This is a genomic window from Sphingomonas kyeonggiensis, assembly GCF_014204495.1.
GTDB classification, from domain to species: Bacteria; Pseudomonadota; Alphaproteobacteria; order Sphingomonadales; family Sphingomonadaceae; genus Sphingomonas; species Sphingomonas kyeonggiensis_A.
The window spans coordinates 725565-738225 of sequence record NZ_JACHLN010000001.1; the positions used below are offsets into that span (position 1 = coordinate 725565).

The 12661-nt window shown below is 68.5% G+C and carries 17 protein-coding genes; 8 read left to right on the top strand and 9 right to left on the bottom strand.

All coding sequences use genetic code 11. The annotated features are described in order from the left end of the window. Positions 1 to 210: 210 nt before the first annotated feature. The gene (locus HNP52_RS03550) at positions 211 to 1449 is read left to right on the top strand and encodes a PQQ-dependent sugar dehydrogenase (protein WP_184162549.1); all 1239 of its coding nucleotides are present in this window, start codon (positions 211 to 213) and stop codon (positions 1447 to 1449) included. Between the two features lie 276 nt (positions 1450 to 1725). Here HNP52_RS03550 and HNP52_RS03555 read toward each other — a convergent pair whose 3' ends face one another. Together HNP52_RS03555 and HNP52_RS03560 are read right to left on the bottom strand one after the other, a co-directional pair. After that, positions 1726 to 2100, bottom strand: coding sequence for a PaaI family thioesterase (locus HNP52_RS03555; RefSeq protein WP_311768390.1), 375 nt, complete (start codon positions 2098 to 2100; stop codon positions 1726 to 1728). Beyond that, the gene (locus tag HNP52_RS03560) at positions 2097 to 2537 is read right to left on the bottom strand and encodes a PaaI family thioesterase (RefSeq protein ID WP_184162552.1); all 441 of its coding nucleotides are present in this window, start codon (positions 2535 to 2537) and stop codon (positions 2097 to 2099) included. The genes HNP52_RS03555 and HNP52_RS03560 overlap by 4 nt, the downstream gene beginning before the upstream one ends. Positions 2538 to 2662: 125 nt before the next feature. Between HNP52_RS03560 and HNP52_RS03565 the strand changes: the two genes are divergently transcribed. From HNP52_RS03565 to HNP52_RS03585, 5 genes are read left to right on the top strand one after another with little or no spacing between them, the layout of a single operon-like run. Beyond that, positions 2663 to 2824, top strand: a complete 162-nt coding sequence (locus HNP52_RS03565; RefSeq protein WP_184162555.1) for a hypothetical protein — start codon at positions 2663 to 2665, stop codon at positions 2822 to 2824. Then, positions 2821 to 3771 carry a hypothetical protein gene (locus tag HNP52_RS03570; RefSeq protein ID WP_184162558.1) on the top strand — a complete coding sequence of 317 codons (951 nt, stop codon included), beginning with the start codon at positions 2821 to 2823 and terminating at the stop codon, positions 3769 to 3771. The genes HNP52_RS03565 and HNP52_RS03570 overlap by 4 nt, the downstream gene beginning before the upstream one ends. Then, the gene (locus HNP52_RS03575; protein ID WP_184162561.1) at positions 3759 to 4637 is read left to right on the top strand and encodes a transposase; all 879 of its coding nucleotides are present in this window, start codon (positions 3759 to 3761) and stop codon (positions 4635 to 4637) included. The genes HNP52_RS03570 and HNP52_RS03575 overlap by 13 nt, the downstream gene beginning before the upstream one ends. 48 nt (positions 4638 to 4685) lie before the next feature. After that, on the top strand, positions 4686 to 5285 hold the full coding sequence (locus HNP52_RS23270; RefSeq protein WP_184162563.1) for a winged helix-turn-helix domain-containing protein: 600 nt from the start codon (positions 4686 to 4688) through the stop codon (positions 5283 to 5285). 44 nt (positions 5286 to 5329) lie between these two features. Further along, complete coding sequence (locus tag HNP52_RS03585; RefSeq protein ID WP_184162566.1) at positions 5330 to 6121, top strand: crotonase/enoyl-CoA hydratase family protein; 792 nt, start codon at positions 5330 to 5332, stop codon at positions 6119 to 6121. Here the strand turns inward: HNP52_RS03585 and HNP52_RS03590 are convergent. After that, positions 6111 to 6479: a DUF427 domain-containing protein gene (locus HNP52_RS03590; RefSeq protein WP_184162569.1), complete on the bottom strand. Its 369-nt coding sequence runs from the start codon at positions 6477 to 6479 to the stop codon at positions 6111 to 6113. The two genes, HNP52_RS03585 and HNP52_RS03590, sit on opposite strands and share 11 nt — an antisense overlap. Before the next feature lie 104 nt (positions 6480 to 6583). Here HNP52_RS03590 and HNP52_RS03595 point away from each other — a divergent pair, with 104 nt between their 5' ends. Beyond that, positions 6584 to 7777 carry a thiolase family protein gene (locus HNP52_RS03595; RefSeq protein WP_184162572.1) on the top strand — a complete coding sequence of 398 codons (1194 nt, stop codon included), beginning with the start codon at positions 6584 to 6586 and terminating at the stop codon, positions 7775 to 7777. Positions 7778 to 7925: 148 nt separating this feature from the next. On the opposite strand, the gene HNP52_RS03600 is transcribed toward HNP52_RS03595, so the two are convergent. From HNP52_RS03600 to rarD, 5 genes are all read right to left on the bottom strand, one after another. Then, a complete protein-coding gene (locus HNP52_RS03600; RefSeq protein WP_184162575.1) occupies positions 7926 to 8462 on the bottom strand; it encodes an SRPBCC family protein in 537 nt (178 codons plus the stop codon). Continuing rightward, positions 8455 to 8898, bottom strand: coding sequence for an SRPBCC domain-containing protein (locus HNP52_RS03605; RefSeq protein WP_184162578.1), 444 nt, complete (start codon positions 8896 to 8898; stop codon positions 8455 to 8457). The genes HNP52_RS03600 and HNP52_RS03605 overlap by 8 nt, the downstream gene beginning before the upstream one ends. After that, positions 8895 to 9290, bottom strand: a complete 396-nt coding sequence (locus tag HNP52_RS03610) for a VOC family protein (RefSeq protein WP_184162581.1) — start codon at positions 9288 to 9290, stop codon at positions 8895 to 8897. The genes HNP52_RS03605 and HNP52_RS03610 overlap by 4 nt, the downstream gene beginning before the upstream one ends. Continuing rightward, entirely contained in the window at positions 9287 to 9622 is a 336-nt protein-coding gene (locus HNP52_RS03615) for a helix-turn-helix transcriptional regulator (RefSeq protein ID WP_184162584.1), read from the bottom strand. The genes HNP52_RS03610 and HNP52_RS03615 overlap by 4 nt, the downstream gene beginning before the upstream one ends. A gap of 236 nt (positions 9623 to 9858) precedes the next feature. Beyond that, the gene (gene rarD / locus HNP52_RS03620; protein WP_184162586.1) at positions 9859 to 10776 is read right to left on the bottom strand and encodes an EamA family transporter RarD; all 918 of its coding nucleotides are present in this window, start codon (positions 10774 to 10776) and stop codon (positions 9859 to 9861) included. A gap of 113 nt (positions 10777 to 10889) precedes the next feature. Here rarD and HNP52_RS03625 point away from each other — a divergent pair, with 113 nt between their 5' ends. Beyond that, on the top strand, positions 10890 to 11828 hold the full coding sequence (locus tag HNP52_RS03625; RefSeq protein WP_184162589.1) for a hypothetical protein: 939 nt from the start codon (positions 10890 to 10892) through the stop codon (positions 11826 to 11828). 3 nt (positions 11829 to 11831) lie between these two features. On the opposite strand, the gene HNP52_RS03630 is transcribed toward HNP52_RS03625, so the two are convergent. Then, positions 11832 to 12656: a hypothetical protein gene (locus tag HNP52_RS03630; protein WP_184162592.1), complete on the bottom strand. Its 825-nt coding sequence runs from the start codon at positions 12654 to 12656 to the stop codon at positions 11832 to 11834. Positions 12657 to 12661: the final 5 nt, after the last annotated feature.

The following is a 12661-nucleotide window of genomic DNA, read 5'->3' on the forward strand; positions in this document are numbered from 1 at the left end:
CCGAGTTCGAGAGCGAGGATGATGGGAGATCGAAAATTGCGCAATACCGTAGATTTGCGCAACTTATTGAAACGGCAGCGTTATGACCTGCAATGCGCCGGCAAGCTTGGCCTTGGCAGCGCGCCCGCGACTGCACAGAATGGCGCGGCATGCGGAGCCGGCGCCCAAACGGCGCGTTGGCCCCGCCGGAACCAAAGAGGGATCGTGGACATGAAGACGAAGCTTCGCGCGGCACTGCCCGCCATCGCCCTGCTCGCGGCGTGCAATGCCGGCGCGGGCGTATCGGCCGAGCCCCAGGCGACGCCGAGCCCCGCGCCCGATCCCGAACTGCCTTTCACCATGACCCAGGTCGCCGATTTCGACACGCCCTGGGCACTGGCTTTCCTGCCCGACGGCCGCATGCTGGTGACCGAGAAGGCGGGCAAGATCCTGCTCGTCTCGGCCGACGGCAAGCAGTCTCAGGTGATCGCCAATGTCGATGTTGTCTTCCAGGGCCAGGGCGGCCTGCTCGATGTGATTCCGGCGCCGGACTTCGCGAAGAGCCGCCAGGTCTATTATACCTATGCCGAGCCGCGCCCGGACGGCTCCAGCCTCGCGCTGGCCCGCGCCACCTTCGTCGATGGCGCCGCGCCCGCGCTCACCAATCCGCAGGTGCTGTGGCGCGCCGGGGCGGACGGCAAGGGCGGCCAGTTCGGCGCGGTCATCGCCTTCGCGCCCGACGGCAAGTCGCTGTTCCTCACCTCGGGCGAGCGCCAGCGCTTCACCCCCGCCCAGGATCCCAACCAGGCGCTCGGCAAGATCCTGCACCTGACGCTCGACGGCAAGCCGGCTACGGGCAATCCCTGGGCGGGCAAGACCGGCAGCGCGACCGTGACCGTCACCGATCCACCCAAGAACACCGAGATCGCCAAGACTGCGCCGGGCCGCACCGTCGCGGTGAAGGGCAAGAACCTGGTTCCCGCCGAGACCTGGAGCCTCGGCCATCGCAATCCCTATGGCCTGGTGTTCGATGGCGGCGGCCGGCTCTGGGAGGTCGAGATGGGCCCCAAGGGCGGCGACGAGATCAATCTGATCGTCAAGGGCCGGAACTATGGCTGGCCCAATGTCTCCAACGGCGACAATTACGACGACACGCCGATCCCCGATCATGCGCCGGGCGACGGCTATGAAGCGCCCAAGGTGTTCTGGAACCCCGCCATCTCGCCCGGCGGCATGGCCTATTATTCGGGCAACCTCTTCCCGCAATGGAAGGGCTCGCTGCTGATCGGCGCGCTTTCCGGGCGCGGACTGATCCGCGTGGCGCTCAACGGCGACAAGGCTAGCAAGGCCGATCAATGGGTGCTGAACATGCGCATCCGCGACGTCGTCCAGGGACCGGACGGCGCGGTATGGCTGCTCGAGGATGCCGGACGGGTCAACGGCCGGCTGTTCAAGCTGATGCCGAAGTAAGAAACCCGTTCCCCGGCGAAAGCCGGGGAACGGCAGCTGTGGTGAGCGACCACCGCTTGCAATGTAGGATTTCGCCTGCTGGGCTGATGCGGCCGGTTCCCCACGGACTGGCTGCTCTTTGCCCCGTAGGAAAAATAGGATCGTGTGCACGCAACAATGTTGCGAGATGCGACACGGACTTGAGAAAGTGGGGAAAATAGCGGCCCGGAAACCCGCTCTTGGTCTGTACTTTGTGTACTTTCGCGAGTCGCGCTCAGGCCGATGTAGGACGCCGCCCTAACGCAGGATCAGATAGTTCATCCGCGCCGCCGCGATCGGCCGGTCGGGCTCGTCCTGCCAGGCGACTGCCTCGACATTGGCGACGCGGGTGCCGAGCCGGGTGACGATGCCGCGGGCACGCGTCGGCTTGTCGCGGCCGCCGCGCATGTAATCCACCGTCAGGTTGATCGGCTTGACCTGGGTCTCGTCGGAGCCGAGCGCCTGCCACAGCGCGCCGACCGCCGCCATCTCGAGCAGGCCGCCGATCGCGCCGCCATGCAGGAAGCCGGGGCGGCCGAGCACATCGGGGCCGAAGGGCATCACCAGCACCGGCGCATCCTCGCCCGGTTCGACCGTGAGGCCGAGCAGTTCGGCATAGGGGGGCAGGATCACCGATAGCCCTCCGTCGCCATGAAGGTACCGGCGACATGCGCGATCGGGTCGTCCGGATCGCCGTCATGCGCCTGGCCGCGCACGAACGCGATCGAGCGGGTCAGGCGGTAGCATTCGCCGCGTCCGATCACCGCGCGCCCGGGCGTTGCGGGGCGCAGATAGTCGATGCGCAGGTCGAGCGTCGCCTGGGGCACGAAGGCGCCGGCGCGCAGCCAGACCGAGACGGCGGTGGCCATGTCCATCAGCGCCAGGATCGGCCCCGACGCGAGCACGCCCGACGCCGGGTCGCCGATCATGTCCTCGCGGTACGGCAGCTCGAGCTCGGCCCAGTCCGGGCCATGGTCCCGGTAGCCGATGCCAAGCCGCGTGCCATGGCTGGCGAAGCGCAGCTCGAAGAAGCGCAGGGGATCGAAGGTGGAAGGGGCCGCTTGGCTCATATGCCCGGCCCTAGCGCGGCGGCGGATGGCACGCAAATGGGGGCAATTACACGCTTGTAAGATGCACCATATCGACCCGCCCCTAGCCTCCCCTTTGTCGGGTCCTTCCCGGAAGAGGGGGAAATATGGGGTTGCTGAAGATCGATCTCGGCGAGATCGCCGAGCTGGGTACCAATGTCGCGATGCACGGCACGCTGGCCGCCGTGGATCGCGACGTCGATGACCTGTTCGAGCTGATCGTCGGCATCGCGATCCTGATCTACGAGATGGTGCCCGACTTCGCATGAACGGGATCGACGCGGCCACCCGCGCCGCGATCGTCACCGCCCGGGCTGCGGCGCCCGGCACGGTACGGGCGTGGCGGGAGGGGCCTGCCTATCGCACACTCGCCGCCCGCTTCGCCGGCTGCGCCGCCGGCAATGGGGAAGCGGCGATGGCCCTTGCCGCGGAGATGCTATGCGACGCCGGCTGGGCCGATGCGCTGCTCCGCCCGCTGGTCGAGGCGCTTGAGGCCGACCCGCTGTTCGAGCCGCCCTTCCGGGTAAGCCGCGACCCGCTGCGGATCGGCGCGGTGCTGTTCGAATGCCCGGCGGTGAAGCTGTCCGCCAGCGTCACCAGCTCGACGGAGATGCAGCGCAGGCCCGCACCTACCAGCTGCACCTTCACCGGCCGGCTGGCAGTGACGCGCTATGTCCGCGCGGGTGGCGCCACGCTGCGGCGCTGGCGTACGGCCCCTGCCGAGGCTGAATTCCGCGCCGACACCGCTCCGCCCTGCCGGGAGGAAGCGCCGCTCCGCCTGGCCGACGGCGCAGTGGTGGCGATCGACGGACGCAGCGAAGCGCAATTGCTCGCCGATCCGACCCGCGACGTGGTCACGCTCGTCGCCACCGCTCGTGCCGGGGCGCCACTGATCCGGGAGCATGCGATCGCGGATGGCCGGTTGCTCCGTATCGCCAGCGGCGACGACCGCGCCTCGCGCACCGAGATGCTGCTCGCCTTTCTCCGCCTGGCCAACCGCGCCGATGCCGGCCCCTGCTTCGAGCAATCGACCCATGACCTGGCCTTCCACCTGCGCTGGGCGGCAATGCGCGAATGGCTGGCGCTCGACGCCCGCGCCGCCCTTCCGCGGCTGGGAGCAATGGCGGAAAGCGACCCCCATGCGGAGGTGCGGGAGGCAGCGGGCCGGACGCTGGCGAGAGTGCGCGCAAAGCAGGAAACGCCATGCCCCGTCTGATCGATCCCGGCACGGGCGATGCGATCGGCCTCGACGATCTGGTCGAAGCGCTCGACGCCAACCCGGTCGATGCCCGCGACGAAGACGCCTTCGCCAGCTGGGGACCGCTGCTTGCCCGACTGGGCCGCGACCCGGATTTCCTCGCCGATCTCGCCATCGCCGAGCTCAAGGCGAATTGCGCCGGGCAGGTCACAGGCAATGGTTATGGCGCCCAGGTCTTCCTGCTGCGCCCGCCCAATGGCCGCTATGTGCTGCGCGCCAATTTCTGGCCGGCACGCGAGGACCCGGTAACCCGCGCCAGCGGCCCGGCGGCGTTCTTCTATGATCTGCCGCACGATCACAATTTTCCATTTCTCACATGGGGTTATTGCGGCCCGGGCTATTGGAGCGACTATTATGAATATGATGTCGCGCCGCTGGCCGGATTGCCCGGGGAGGATGCGGGGCTGCGCTTCGTCGAACGCTCGCGGCTCGCGCCGGGCAAGCTGATGCTCTACCGGATGCGGCGCGACGTCCATGTCCAGCTGCCGCCGGACAGCATGTCGGTCTCGCTCAACATCCTCGGCGCCGATCCCGCCCAGCCCTGGCTCGACCAGTATTGCTTCGACACCGCACGCGGCACGATCGCGCGGGGCCTGACGGTGACCGCGGCCGAGGCGCTGGTCGGGATTGCCGTGCATCTCGGCAACGGCCTCGACCTGGCCGAGCGCTTTGCCCGCGACCACCCCTGCTCCCGGATGCGGGTGACAGCGCTCGACGCCCTCGCCTCCGCGCTGCCGAGCGAGGCGACGGCGCGCCTGGAGAAGGCGGCGGACGATCCCGACCGTCTCGTCGCCGGTCACGCCCGGGCGCGACTGGGTCCGTAACGGACATGATCGCCACGGAAACGGAGCTATCGCCGTTACCCTCGCACCGTGACCGCCATCGTCGCCTGTAATCTGGAGATGCCCGGCCTGGCCGAAGCCGCCGCCGCACGCGGCCTTGGGCTGGTGCGGTTCGTACCCGGCGTGGCCGCGGATGCGGCGCTGGTGAAGGGAAGGCCCGAGACAATCGCGCGCATCCAGGCGATCGGATGGCAAGGACCATTGCTGCTCCTGCTGGCCGACAGCGACAGCGTGGCCCTGGCGCTCGATGCCGGTGCCGAGGATGCGATGCCCGCCTCCGCCAGCGTCGAGGAGATCGCCGCCCGGCTTGCCGCGCGCATCCGGCGGCGGCCCGAGATCGTGCTCGGCGAACTGCGCATCGATCAGGTGGAGCGGCGGGTGACGCGGGCGGGCCATCTCATCCGGCTGCTGCCCCGCGAATATGCGCTGCTGCTCCATCTCGTCCGCCAGGGGGAACGGCCGAGCGGGCGAAATGAACTGCTGTCCGCGGTGTGGGGGCTGGGATTCGATCCTGGCACCAACGTTGTCGAAGTTCATGTCTCAAGACTGCGTGCAAAGCTCGATCGCGGCTTCGCGATTCCGATGCTGCGCACCGACAAGGGGCGCGGCTACCGGTTGTGCACGGCGTGATCGCGCCGCTATCGTGGTCCCCATATAAGGGAGAGAGCCAAGCCATGACCGAGCAGCGCGTCACGATCGAGATCCACGAAGGCGTCGCCGACGTAAGGCTGGCCCGGCCGGACAAGCTCAACGCGCTCGACCCGGCGATGTTCACCGGCATCATCGCCGCGATCGCCCGGCTGGAGCAGGAACCCGGCCTGCGCGCCGTCGTCCTTTCCGGCGAGGGGCGCGGCTTCTGCGCCGGGCTCGACATGGCGAGCATGGCGCAGAGCGGCCTGGGCGGCGCCAAGGACCTCGACATCGCCGCGCGCACCCACGGCCTGGCCAATGACTATCAGCAGGTCGCCTGGGGCTGGCGCACCCTGAAGGTACCGGTGATCGCCGCGCTCCACGGCGTCGCGTTCGGCGGCGGGCTGCAGATCGCCAGCGGCGCGGACATACGCATCGCCGCACCTGGCACCCGCCTCTCGGTGATGGAGATGAAATGGGGCATCGTGCCCGACATGGCCGGCTATGCGCTGTGGCACGGCAATGTCCGCGACGACGTGCTGCGCGAGCTGGCCTATACCGCCCGCGAGTTCGAGGCGGAGGAAGCCCAGCGACTCGGCTTCGTCACCCGCATCGCCGAGGACCCGCACGCCGAGGCGATGGCGCTGGCGCAGGCGATCGCCGGGCGCAATCCGCACGCGATCCGCGCCGCCAAGCGCCTCGCCAACCTGGAGGGCGATGCCGGCGACATCCTGCTCGCCGAGAGCCGCGAACAGGCCGCGCTGCTGCGCACGCCCAACCAGATGGAAGCGGTGATGGCGAACATGCAGAAGCGCCCGCCGGTGTTCAAAGACTGACGTCGATCGCCTCGACCCGGTCGGGATAGAAAGCGAGATGGCCGCGGATCGCCTCGACCGCGGCATAGGGCGCCTCATAGCTCCACACCGCATTCTCCACGCCGCCCACGATCGAATAATAGGACGCGTCGCCCTTGTACGGGCAGTAGCTGGCATGCGCGGTCCGCTCGAGCTGCGCCATGTCGGCATCCTCGCGCGGGATATAGAGGACCGGCGGATAGCTGGCCTCGCGCAGCTCGAGCGGACCGCGCGTATCCGCGATCACCTTGCCGGCGGCGCGGACCACGACATGCGCGTCCGAACGCGTGATCGTGATCGGATGATCGCGCCCGGGAATCAGGATCGGCTTGCTCACCATGCACCACCTCCGGCAGGCGATATGGGGCGGCGCGAAGCCATTGCAATCGCCCCGCCACGCCGCCATACCGCATCTTCGAAAAAGAACCGGGAAAGGGTGCCAGCATGCGTGAAGCAGTGATCGTCTCGACCGCGCGAACCGGGGTCGGCAAGGCGGGCCGCGGCTATTTCAACGACACCGAGGCCCCCGTTCTCGCCGCGCATGTGATGAACGCCGCGGTGGAGCGCGCCGGGATCGATCCGGCGCGGATCGATGACGTGTTCTACGGCATGGGCAATCAATGGGGCACCGAGGGCGGCAACATGGCGCGGATGGCGCTGTTCGCCGCCGGGCTGCCGCATAGCGTGCCCGCCTTCAGCCTCGACCGGAAATGCGGATCGGGGCTGACCGCGATCGCCCTCGCCGCGCGATCGATCATGACCGACGAGATCGACGTGGCGCTGGCCGGCGGCATGGAATCGATCAGCCTGACGATGAAGAACGCCCCGCGCTATGTGAACCAGTCGGTGATCGGCAAGGTGCCAGCGGCGTACATCCCGATGATCGAGACCGCCGAGATCGTCGCCGAGCGCTATGGCATCAGCCGCGCGGCGCAGGACGAATTCGGCGCGATGAGCCAGCAGCGTGCCGCGGCGGGGCTGGAGAACGGCGCCTTTGCCGAGGAGATCGCGCCGATCACGGTGGAGAAGGCGCTGTTCGACAAGGAAGGCAACCGCACCGGCAGCGAGACGGTGACCGTCACCCAGGACGAGGGCATCCGCGCCGGCACCACTGCCGAAGTGCTCGCCGGGCTCAAGACCGTCTGGAAGGACGGGCAGTTCGTGAAGGAAGGCAAGTACATCACGGCGGGCAATGCCAGCCAGCTTTCCGACGGCGCCGCCGCGCAGATCCTGATGGAACGCAAGACCGCCGAGGCCGAGGGCAAGGAGATCCTGGGCATCTATCGCGGCTTCCAGGCCGCCGGCTGCGAGCCCGAGGAAATGGGGATCGGCCCGGTCTTCGCGGTGCCGAAACTGCTCAAGCGCGCGGGGCTGACGGTCGAGGATATCGGCCTGTGGGAGATCAACGAGGCGTTCGCCAGCCAATGCCTCTATTGCCGCGACACGCTGGGGATCGATCCCGACAAGCTCAACGTCAATGGCGGCGCCATCGCGATCGGCCACCCGTTCGGGATGAGCGGATCACGGCTGGTGGGCCATGCGCTGATCGAAGGACGCAAGCGCGGGGTGCGCTATGTCGTGGTGTCGATGTGCACCGCCGGTGGGATGGGGGCTGCGGGGCTGTTCGAGATTGTTTGAGGTTTTCGCCACCCGCTGACCAAAGCCATCATCCCGATGTCCTGCTGCTCCCCGGCGAAGGCCGGGGCCCAGGGTCACAAGCGGAACGGCGGAGAAACCCTGGGCCCCGGCTTTCGCCGGGGAACTGAAGGAACCGATGCCGATCAGCCTATAACCCCACCGCGTCCGCCGCGCGCTTTTCCGCCGCCGCATGCAGATCCCAGAAATTGTCCACGGGCTCGCCGGCCAGGCGCCGCTGCAGCACTTCGAGATGGGCGCCCCAGCCGCCGCCGAAGTTGCGCGCATCCGCCGCCCCGCGCAGGCGATTATGGGTGAGCACCAGCCGGGTGCGGTCGGGGGCGAAGGCGAAGAGCTCGATCGTCACTTCGCCGGCATCGCCATTGTCCCAGGTGAAGGCGAGGAAATGGGGCGGCTCGAAGCGGGTGATCGTCTCCGACCAGGCCTTGCCCTGATTCTTCGCATAGCGCTCCGGATCGGGAACATCGCCGTCGGACAGGTTGCGATGGTTGAAGGTCATGCCGAGCTTGCCGCCGACCTGCGGCTCGGTCGGCCCGCCCATGAACCAGCGGGCGCGCAGCTCGGGATCGACCAGATATTGCCAGACGGTCTCGATCGGCGCGGCAAGGTCGCGCTCGAAGCGGAGCATCTGCGGGGTGATCGTGTCGGCGGCAAGCGTATCAACCATCGTGCTTCTCCGTGATGCGGCCCAGGCCTTCGAGGATCATCGTCCAGCCCTTGCGGGCCTGGTCCTCATAGGCGGCCCAGGCGGGGTCCATTGCGTGGGTGAGAGTGAGCGTGCAGCCGCTGTGGCTGGGCGCGATGTCGATCGAGACGCGGGTCCATTCGCTTTCCTCGGCCGGTCCCGCCGCGAAGCGGAAGACGAGGCGATGCGGGCGCTCGATGACTTCGAAGTGCAGCCGATGGGGCACTTCCCCGGTGCCGCGCCGCTCGACGATCAGCCCTTCGCCGCCGACCCGCGCGTCGATCTCGCAGCGGACCATCTCGCCGTCCGGCGTGGCGAAGAGGAAGCGCGCCGCATCGGCGGGATCGAGCCAGGCATCGAACACGCGCTCGGCCGGCGCTGCGAATTCGCGAGTGATGCTGAGGATCGGGGCGCTCATGCGAGGTTGACCTGCCAGGAGACACCGAACCGGTCGTTCAGCCAGCCGAAGCGGCGGCTCCAGCCGTAGTTGTCGGGCGGCATCAGTACCCCGCCCCCTTCGGACAGCGCCGTGAACTGCCGGTCGAACCCGGCTTCGTTCTCGACATCGAGGAAGAAGGACCAGCTCGGCGTGAAATCGAAGCCGTGCGTGATGAAGCTGTCATGGATCATCACCGCCTGGCCGGCGATCACCGCATGCGCGCGGAGGATCGTGCCTTCGGGTCCGGGCCCGTCGGGACCGAAGCGCTCGACCGACTCGATGCGGCTGCCGGGCACGGTCTCGATCCAGAAATCGAGCGCGGCCTGGGCCTTGCCGTGCTGGAACATCAGGAAGGGGGTGGCCCGGGTCATGAGCGGATCGCCTTCTGGTCCGCGGCGATGATCGCTTCGAGCGCATCGAGGCGGACGGTCCAGAACTTCTCCCATTGCTTCAGCCATTGCTCGGCTTCGGCAAGCGGCGTGGGCTTGAGTGCGCACATATAGCTGCGTCCCACCTTGCGCCGCGCGACCAGCCCCGCGCCCTCGAGCACCTTCAGGTGCTTGGACGCGCCGGCGAAGCTCATCGCGAAGGGCTCGGCCAGTTCGCCGATCGATTTCTCGCCGGCGGCGAGATGGGCGAGCATGCCGCGCCGCGTGGGATCGGCAAGGGCGTGGAAGGTGGCGTCGAGTCGATATTCAACCATGTGGTTGAATATCTGCCTGACGGACGAAATAGTCAACCACTTGGTTTAATGTTTTGCTTCACCTTCTCTACTCCCCTCCCTGCAAGGGAGGGGTTGGGGGTGGGTTGCGCCTCCGGTCTTCCGGAGGCGCCCGGCGAGACGGCATCCCGAAAAAGAAAAGGCCGGGCATCGAGCCCGACCTTTTCTAACCCACCCCTAGCCCCTCCCTTGCAGGGAGGGGAATGTCCGATGCCCGCTTACCCCTCGGCCGGCACCGGTGCGCGGGCGGCGCGGATGCTGTCCCAGGCGTAGAGCGCGCAGCCGGCCCAGATCAGCGGGAAGGCGACCAGATGGACCGTGCGCAGCGGCTCGCCCAGCGCCAGCGCGACGAAGAATTGCAGCGTCGGCGCGATATATTGGAGCAGCCCCATCATCGACAGCGGCAGCAACCGGGCGGCGGCGGCGAACATCAGCAAGGGCGTGGCGGTGATGACGCCCGCGGCGACGAGCAGCGCGTTCTGGCTGGTGGAGACACCGAAGCCGCTGGTCCCCTGCCCCGCCGTATAGGCCAGCCAGACAGCGGCGAAGGGAATGAGCAGGATCGTCTCGACCGTGAGCCCGCCGAGCGAATCGATCGCCACCACCTTGCGGACCAGGCCGTAGAAGCCGAAGCTCAATGCCAGAGCGAGCGAGATCAGGATCGCTCCCCCGCCCTCCAGCGCCATCACCAGCACGCCGGCCGCGGCGATACCGATAGCCACGCCCTGCCAGCGCCGCAGCCGCTCGCCGAGCACGAGCATGCCGAGCGCGACATTGACCAGCGGATTGATGAAATAGCCGAGGCTCGCCTCAAGCACATGGCCGGTCTCGACCGACCAGATATAGACGAACCAGTTGATCGCGATCAGCGCGGCGCTGGCGCAGAGCAGGAGGAGGGTACGGCCGCGGGCCGCGCGCCAGATGTCGCCCGCCCGGCCGAACGCGAAGACCAGCACGCCGAGCAGCAGCACCGACCAGACGATGCGATGGGCGAGGATCTGGAGCGCCGGCACGTTCGACAGGATGTGGAAATAGATCGGCAGGAAGCCCCAGATGCCATAGGCACCGACCGCAAGCGCAAGGCCGCGATTGGCGGAAGCGCGGGCGGGATCGGCGGACACGGGACTGGTGCTCATGCCGCCTCCTTGCGCGGACCTTCGACGGCGCGCAAGCAAGCCTCGCTTTGCCGTCGCAAAGCGATTGCACCGAAATGCTTCCTCGCTACTCTTGTCAGACAAGAGGGGGAATCATGTCTGACGAATGGGATCGGGAAGGCCCTTATGGCCATCCGGTAGTCGCGACTCTGGTGGGAGGCGCCATCTTGGTGCTGGCCGCCGTGCTGGGGCCGCATTTCTGCGAGCCCGTGCCGCTGCCGGCGCTGCTGGTGGGGGGTGCCGCCGCCGGGCTGGTGCTGTGGCTGATCGGATTCCTGGTGACGACGCGCCATGCCGGGCTGGGCTGGAAGCTGGGCTCGCTGGCGCTGCTGATCGGCGCGGGCGCCGGGGCGGCGCTGGTTGCGCATGGCCAGTTCCAGACGCGGTCGCGCGCCGATGCCAGCAGCTTCGCCGACATGGAGCTGGGCACCGACGGCACGCCGTCGCTGCCCGCCGGCGCGGCATCGCGCGGGCCGGTCTCGAGCCTCTATCTTTCGTCGATCAAGGAAGACCAGGCCGCGGTGCGCGCCTATGGCGAGGCGCTGGGCAAGTTCGGCGCGGGGGCGCTGACCAGCCCCTATATGCTCCAGCAGAACCCGCAGGTGATCGGCCATTGCGGCGATATCGCGCAGGTCCGCGCGCTCGCCGCCGAGCAGAGCATGGCGCGGCTCGCCCGGCGCAAGGCGCTGGCCGAGGCGATCGGCGGCGCGAGCCTGCCCAAGGCCGCCAAGCTGGGGATCGCGAAGATCGCCGGCGATGCGCAGGCCGACCCGCTGCTCGCCAACCAGCAGGCGATGCTCGATGCGACCGGCGAGCTCTGCACGCTGCTCGCGCGCAAGAGCTGGGGCAATGCCAATGGCTATTTCGGCTTCGGCAGCGGCAGCGATGCGGCGGCGTTCAAGGCATTGAGCGCGAGGCGCCAGGCGATCGCCAAGGAGGCCGAGGCGCTCGACCGGGCCGCGCGCGAGCGGATCCTTGCCGGGCGCGAGCAGGTGCGCACCGCGCTGAGCCGCTCGATCTACGCGGGGGAATAGGGCTCAGCCGCCGATCCGCAGCCAGAGCGCGGTCGCGTCGTCCGAGGTCTTGAAGCGCGGGAAGCGGGTGCAGACGGCATCGCCCTGCTCGATCGCGCGCAGCTCCTCGGCGATGGCGGCGAGGCCGCGGTTGCGGATCGCCTCGACGAGCGTGGTGTCGTCGTACGTGCCGTAGCTGTCGATCAGCGCGGCATAGCCGTCGCTCATCAGGAAGAGCTCGTCGCCCGGCGCACAGGCGATGCTGGCGCCGGCGACTTCCGACATATGCTCGGGATCGACGCTGAGCACGCGCATGCCGGGGCGGCCGCGGGTGGCGCGGAGATTGGCGAGGATCGGGGCGGAGCGCTTGGGGCTGCCTAGGCCGTGCACGGCAAGGCTGGCGGCGCGTTCGGCCTCCGAATCGCGGATCTCGCGGACCGGGCCGAGCCGGGTGACCGGGCCGCCGGACCAGAGGAAGCCGACACAGTCGCCGAGCCAGCCGATCTCGAGCACGCCCTCGCCGAGCCGGGTGGCGAGCGAGGAGGCGAGCGGATATTCCCAGCGATCCTCGGGATCGCGGGTGCGGTCGCGCTCCCAGCCGGCGAGGATCGCATCGCCGACATCGCCGAACAGCGCTTCGACCGACGCGGCCGGGGAGACGGTGAAGGCACCGTGCGCGATGCTCGCCAGCCAGGCCGCGCCGCCCTGGCTGCCGACCAGCCCGGGCGGGCCGAGATCGGTCGCGCCGTCGATCACCCAGGCATGGCCGCGCACGAAGCCGGCGCGGTCGTCATTGGGAACGGAGACATCGCCGGCAAGGCTGATCGACTGGAGGAGATCGAAGTGCATGATCC

Bases quoted from the DNA above. Each gene is read 5' to 3' on its own strand.
- rarD (WP_184162586.1), bottom strand. From the start codon at position 10,776: ATGAGCACCAGTCCCGTGTCCGCCGATCCCGCCCGCGCTTCCGCCAAT.
- HNP52_RS03550 (WP_184162549.1), top strand. From the start codon at position 211: ATGAAGACGAAGCTTCGCGCGGCACTGCCCGCCATCGCCCTGCTCGCG.
- HNP52_RS03575 (WP_184162561.1), top strand. From the start codon at position 3,759: ATGCCCCGTCTGATCGATCCCGGCACGGGCGATGCGATCGGCCTCGAC.
- HNP52_RS03600 (WP_184162575.1), bottom strand. From the start codon at position 8,462: ATGGTTGATACGCTTGCCGCCGACACGATCACCCCGCAGATGCTCCGC.
- HNP52_RS03560 (WP_184162552.1), bottom strand. From the start codon at position 2,537: ATGAGCCAAGCGGCCCCTTCCACCTTCGATCCCCTGCGCTTCTTCGAG.
- HNP52_RS03630 (WP_184162592.1), bottom strand. From the start codon at position 12,656: ATGCACTTCGATCTCCTCCAGTCGATCAGCCTTGCCGGCGATGTCTCC.
- HNP52_RS03570 (WP_184162558.1), top strand. From the start codon at position 2,821: ATGAACGGGATCGACGCGGCCACCCGCGCCGCGATCGTCACCGCCCGG.
- HNP52_RS03590 (WP_184162569.1), bottom strand. From the start codon at position 6,479: ATGGTGAGCAAGCCGATCCTGATTCCCGGGCGCGATCATCCGATCACG.
- HNP52_RS03585 (WP_184162566.1), top strand. From the start codon at position 5,330: ATGACCGAGCAGCGCGTCACGATCGAGATCCACGAAGGCGTCGCCGAC.
- HNP52_RS03610 (WP_184162581.1), bottom strand. From the start codon at position 9,290: ATGACCCGGGCCACCCCCTTCCTGATGTTCCAGCACGGCAAGGCCCAG.
- HNP52_RS03565 (WP_184162555.1), top strand. From the start codon at position 2,663: ATGGGGTTGCTGAAGATCGATCTCGGCGAGATCGCCGAGCTGGGTACC.
- HNP52_RS03595 (WP_184162572.1), top strand. From the start codon at position 6,584: ATGCGTGAAGCAGTGATCGTCTCGACCGCGCGAACCGGGGTCGGCAAG.
- HNP52_RS03605 (WP_184162578.1), bottom strand. From the start codon at position 8,898: ATGAGCGCCCCGATCCTCAGCATCACTCGCGAATTCGCAGCGCCGGCC.
- HNP52_RS03625 (WP_184162589.1), top strand. From the start codon at position 10,890: ATGTCTGACGAATGGGATCGGGAAGGCCCTTATGGCCATCCGGTAGTC.
- HNP52_RS03615 (WP_184162584.1), bottom strand. From the start codon at position 9,622: ATGGTTGAATATCGACTCGACGCCACCTTCCACGCCCTTGCCGATCCC.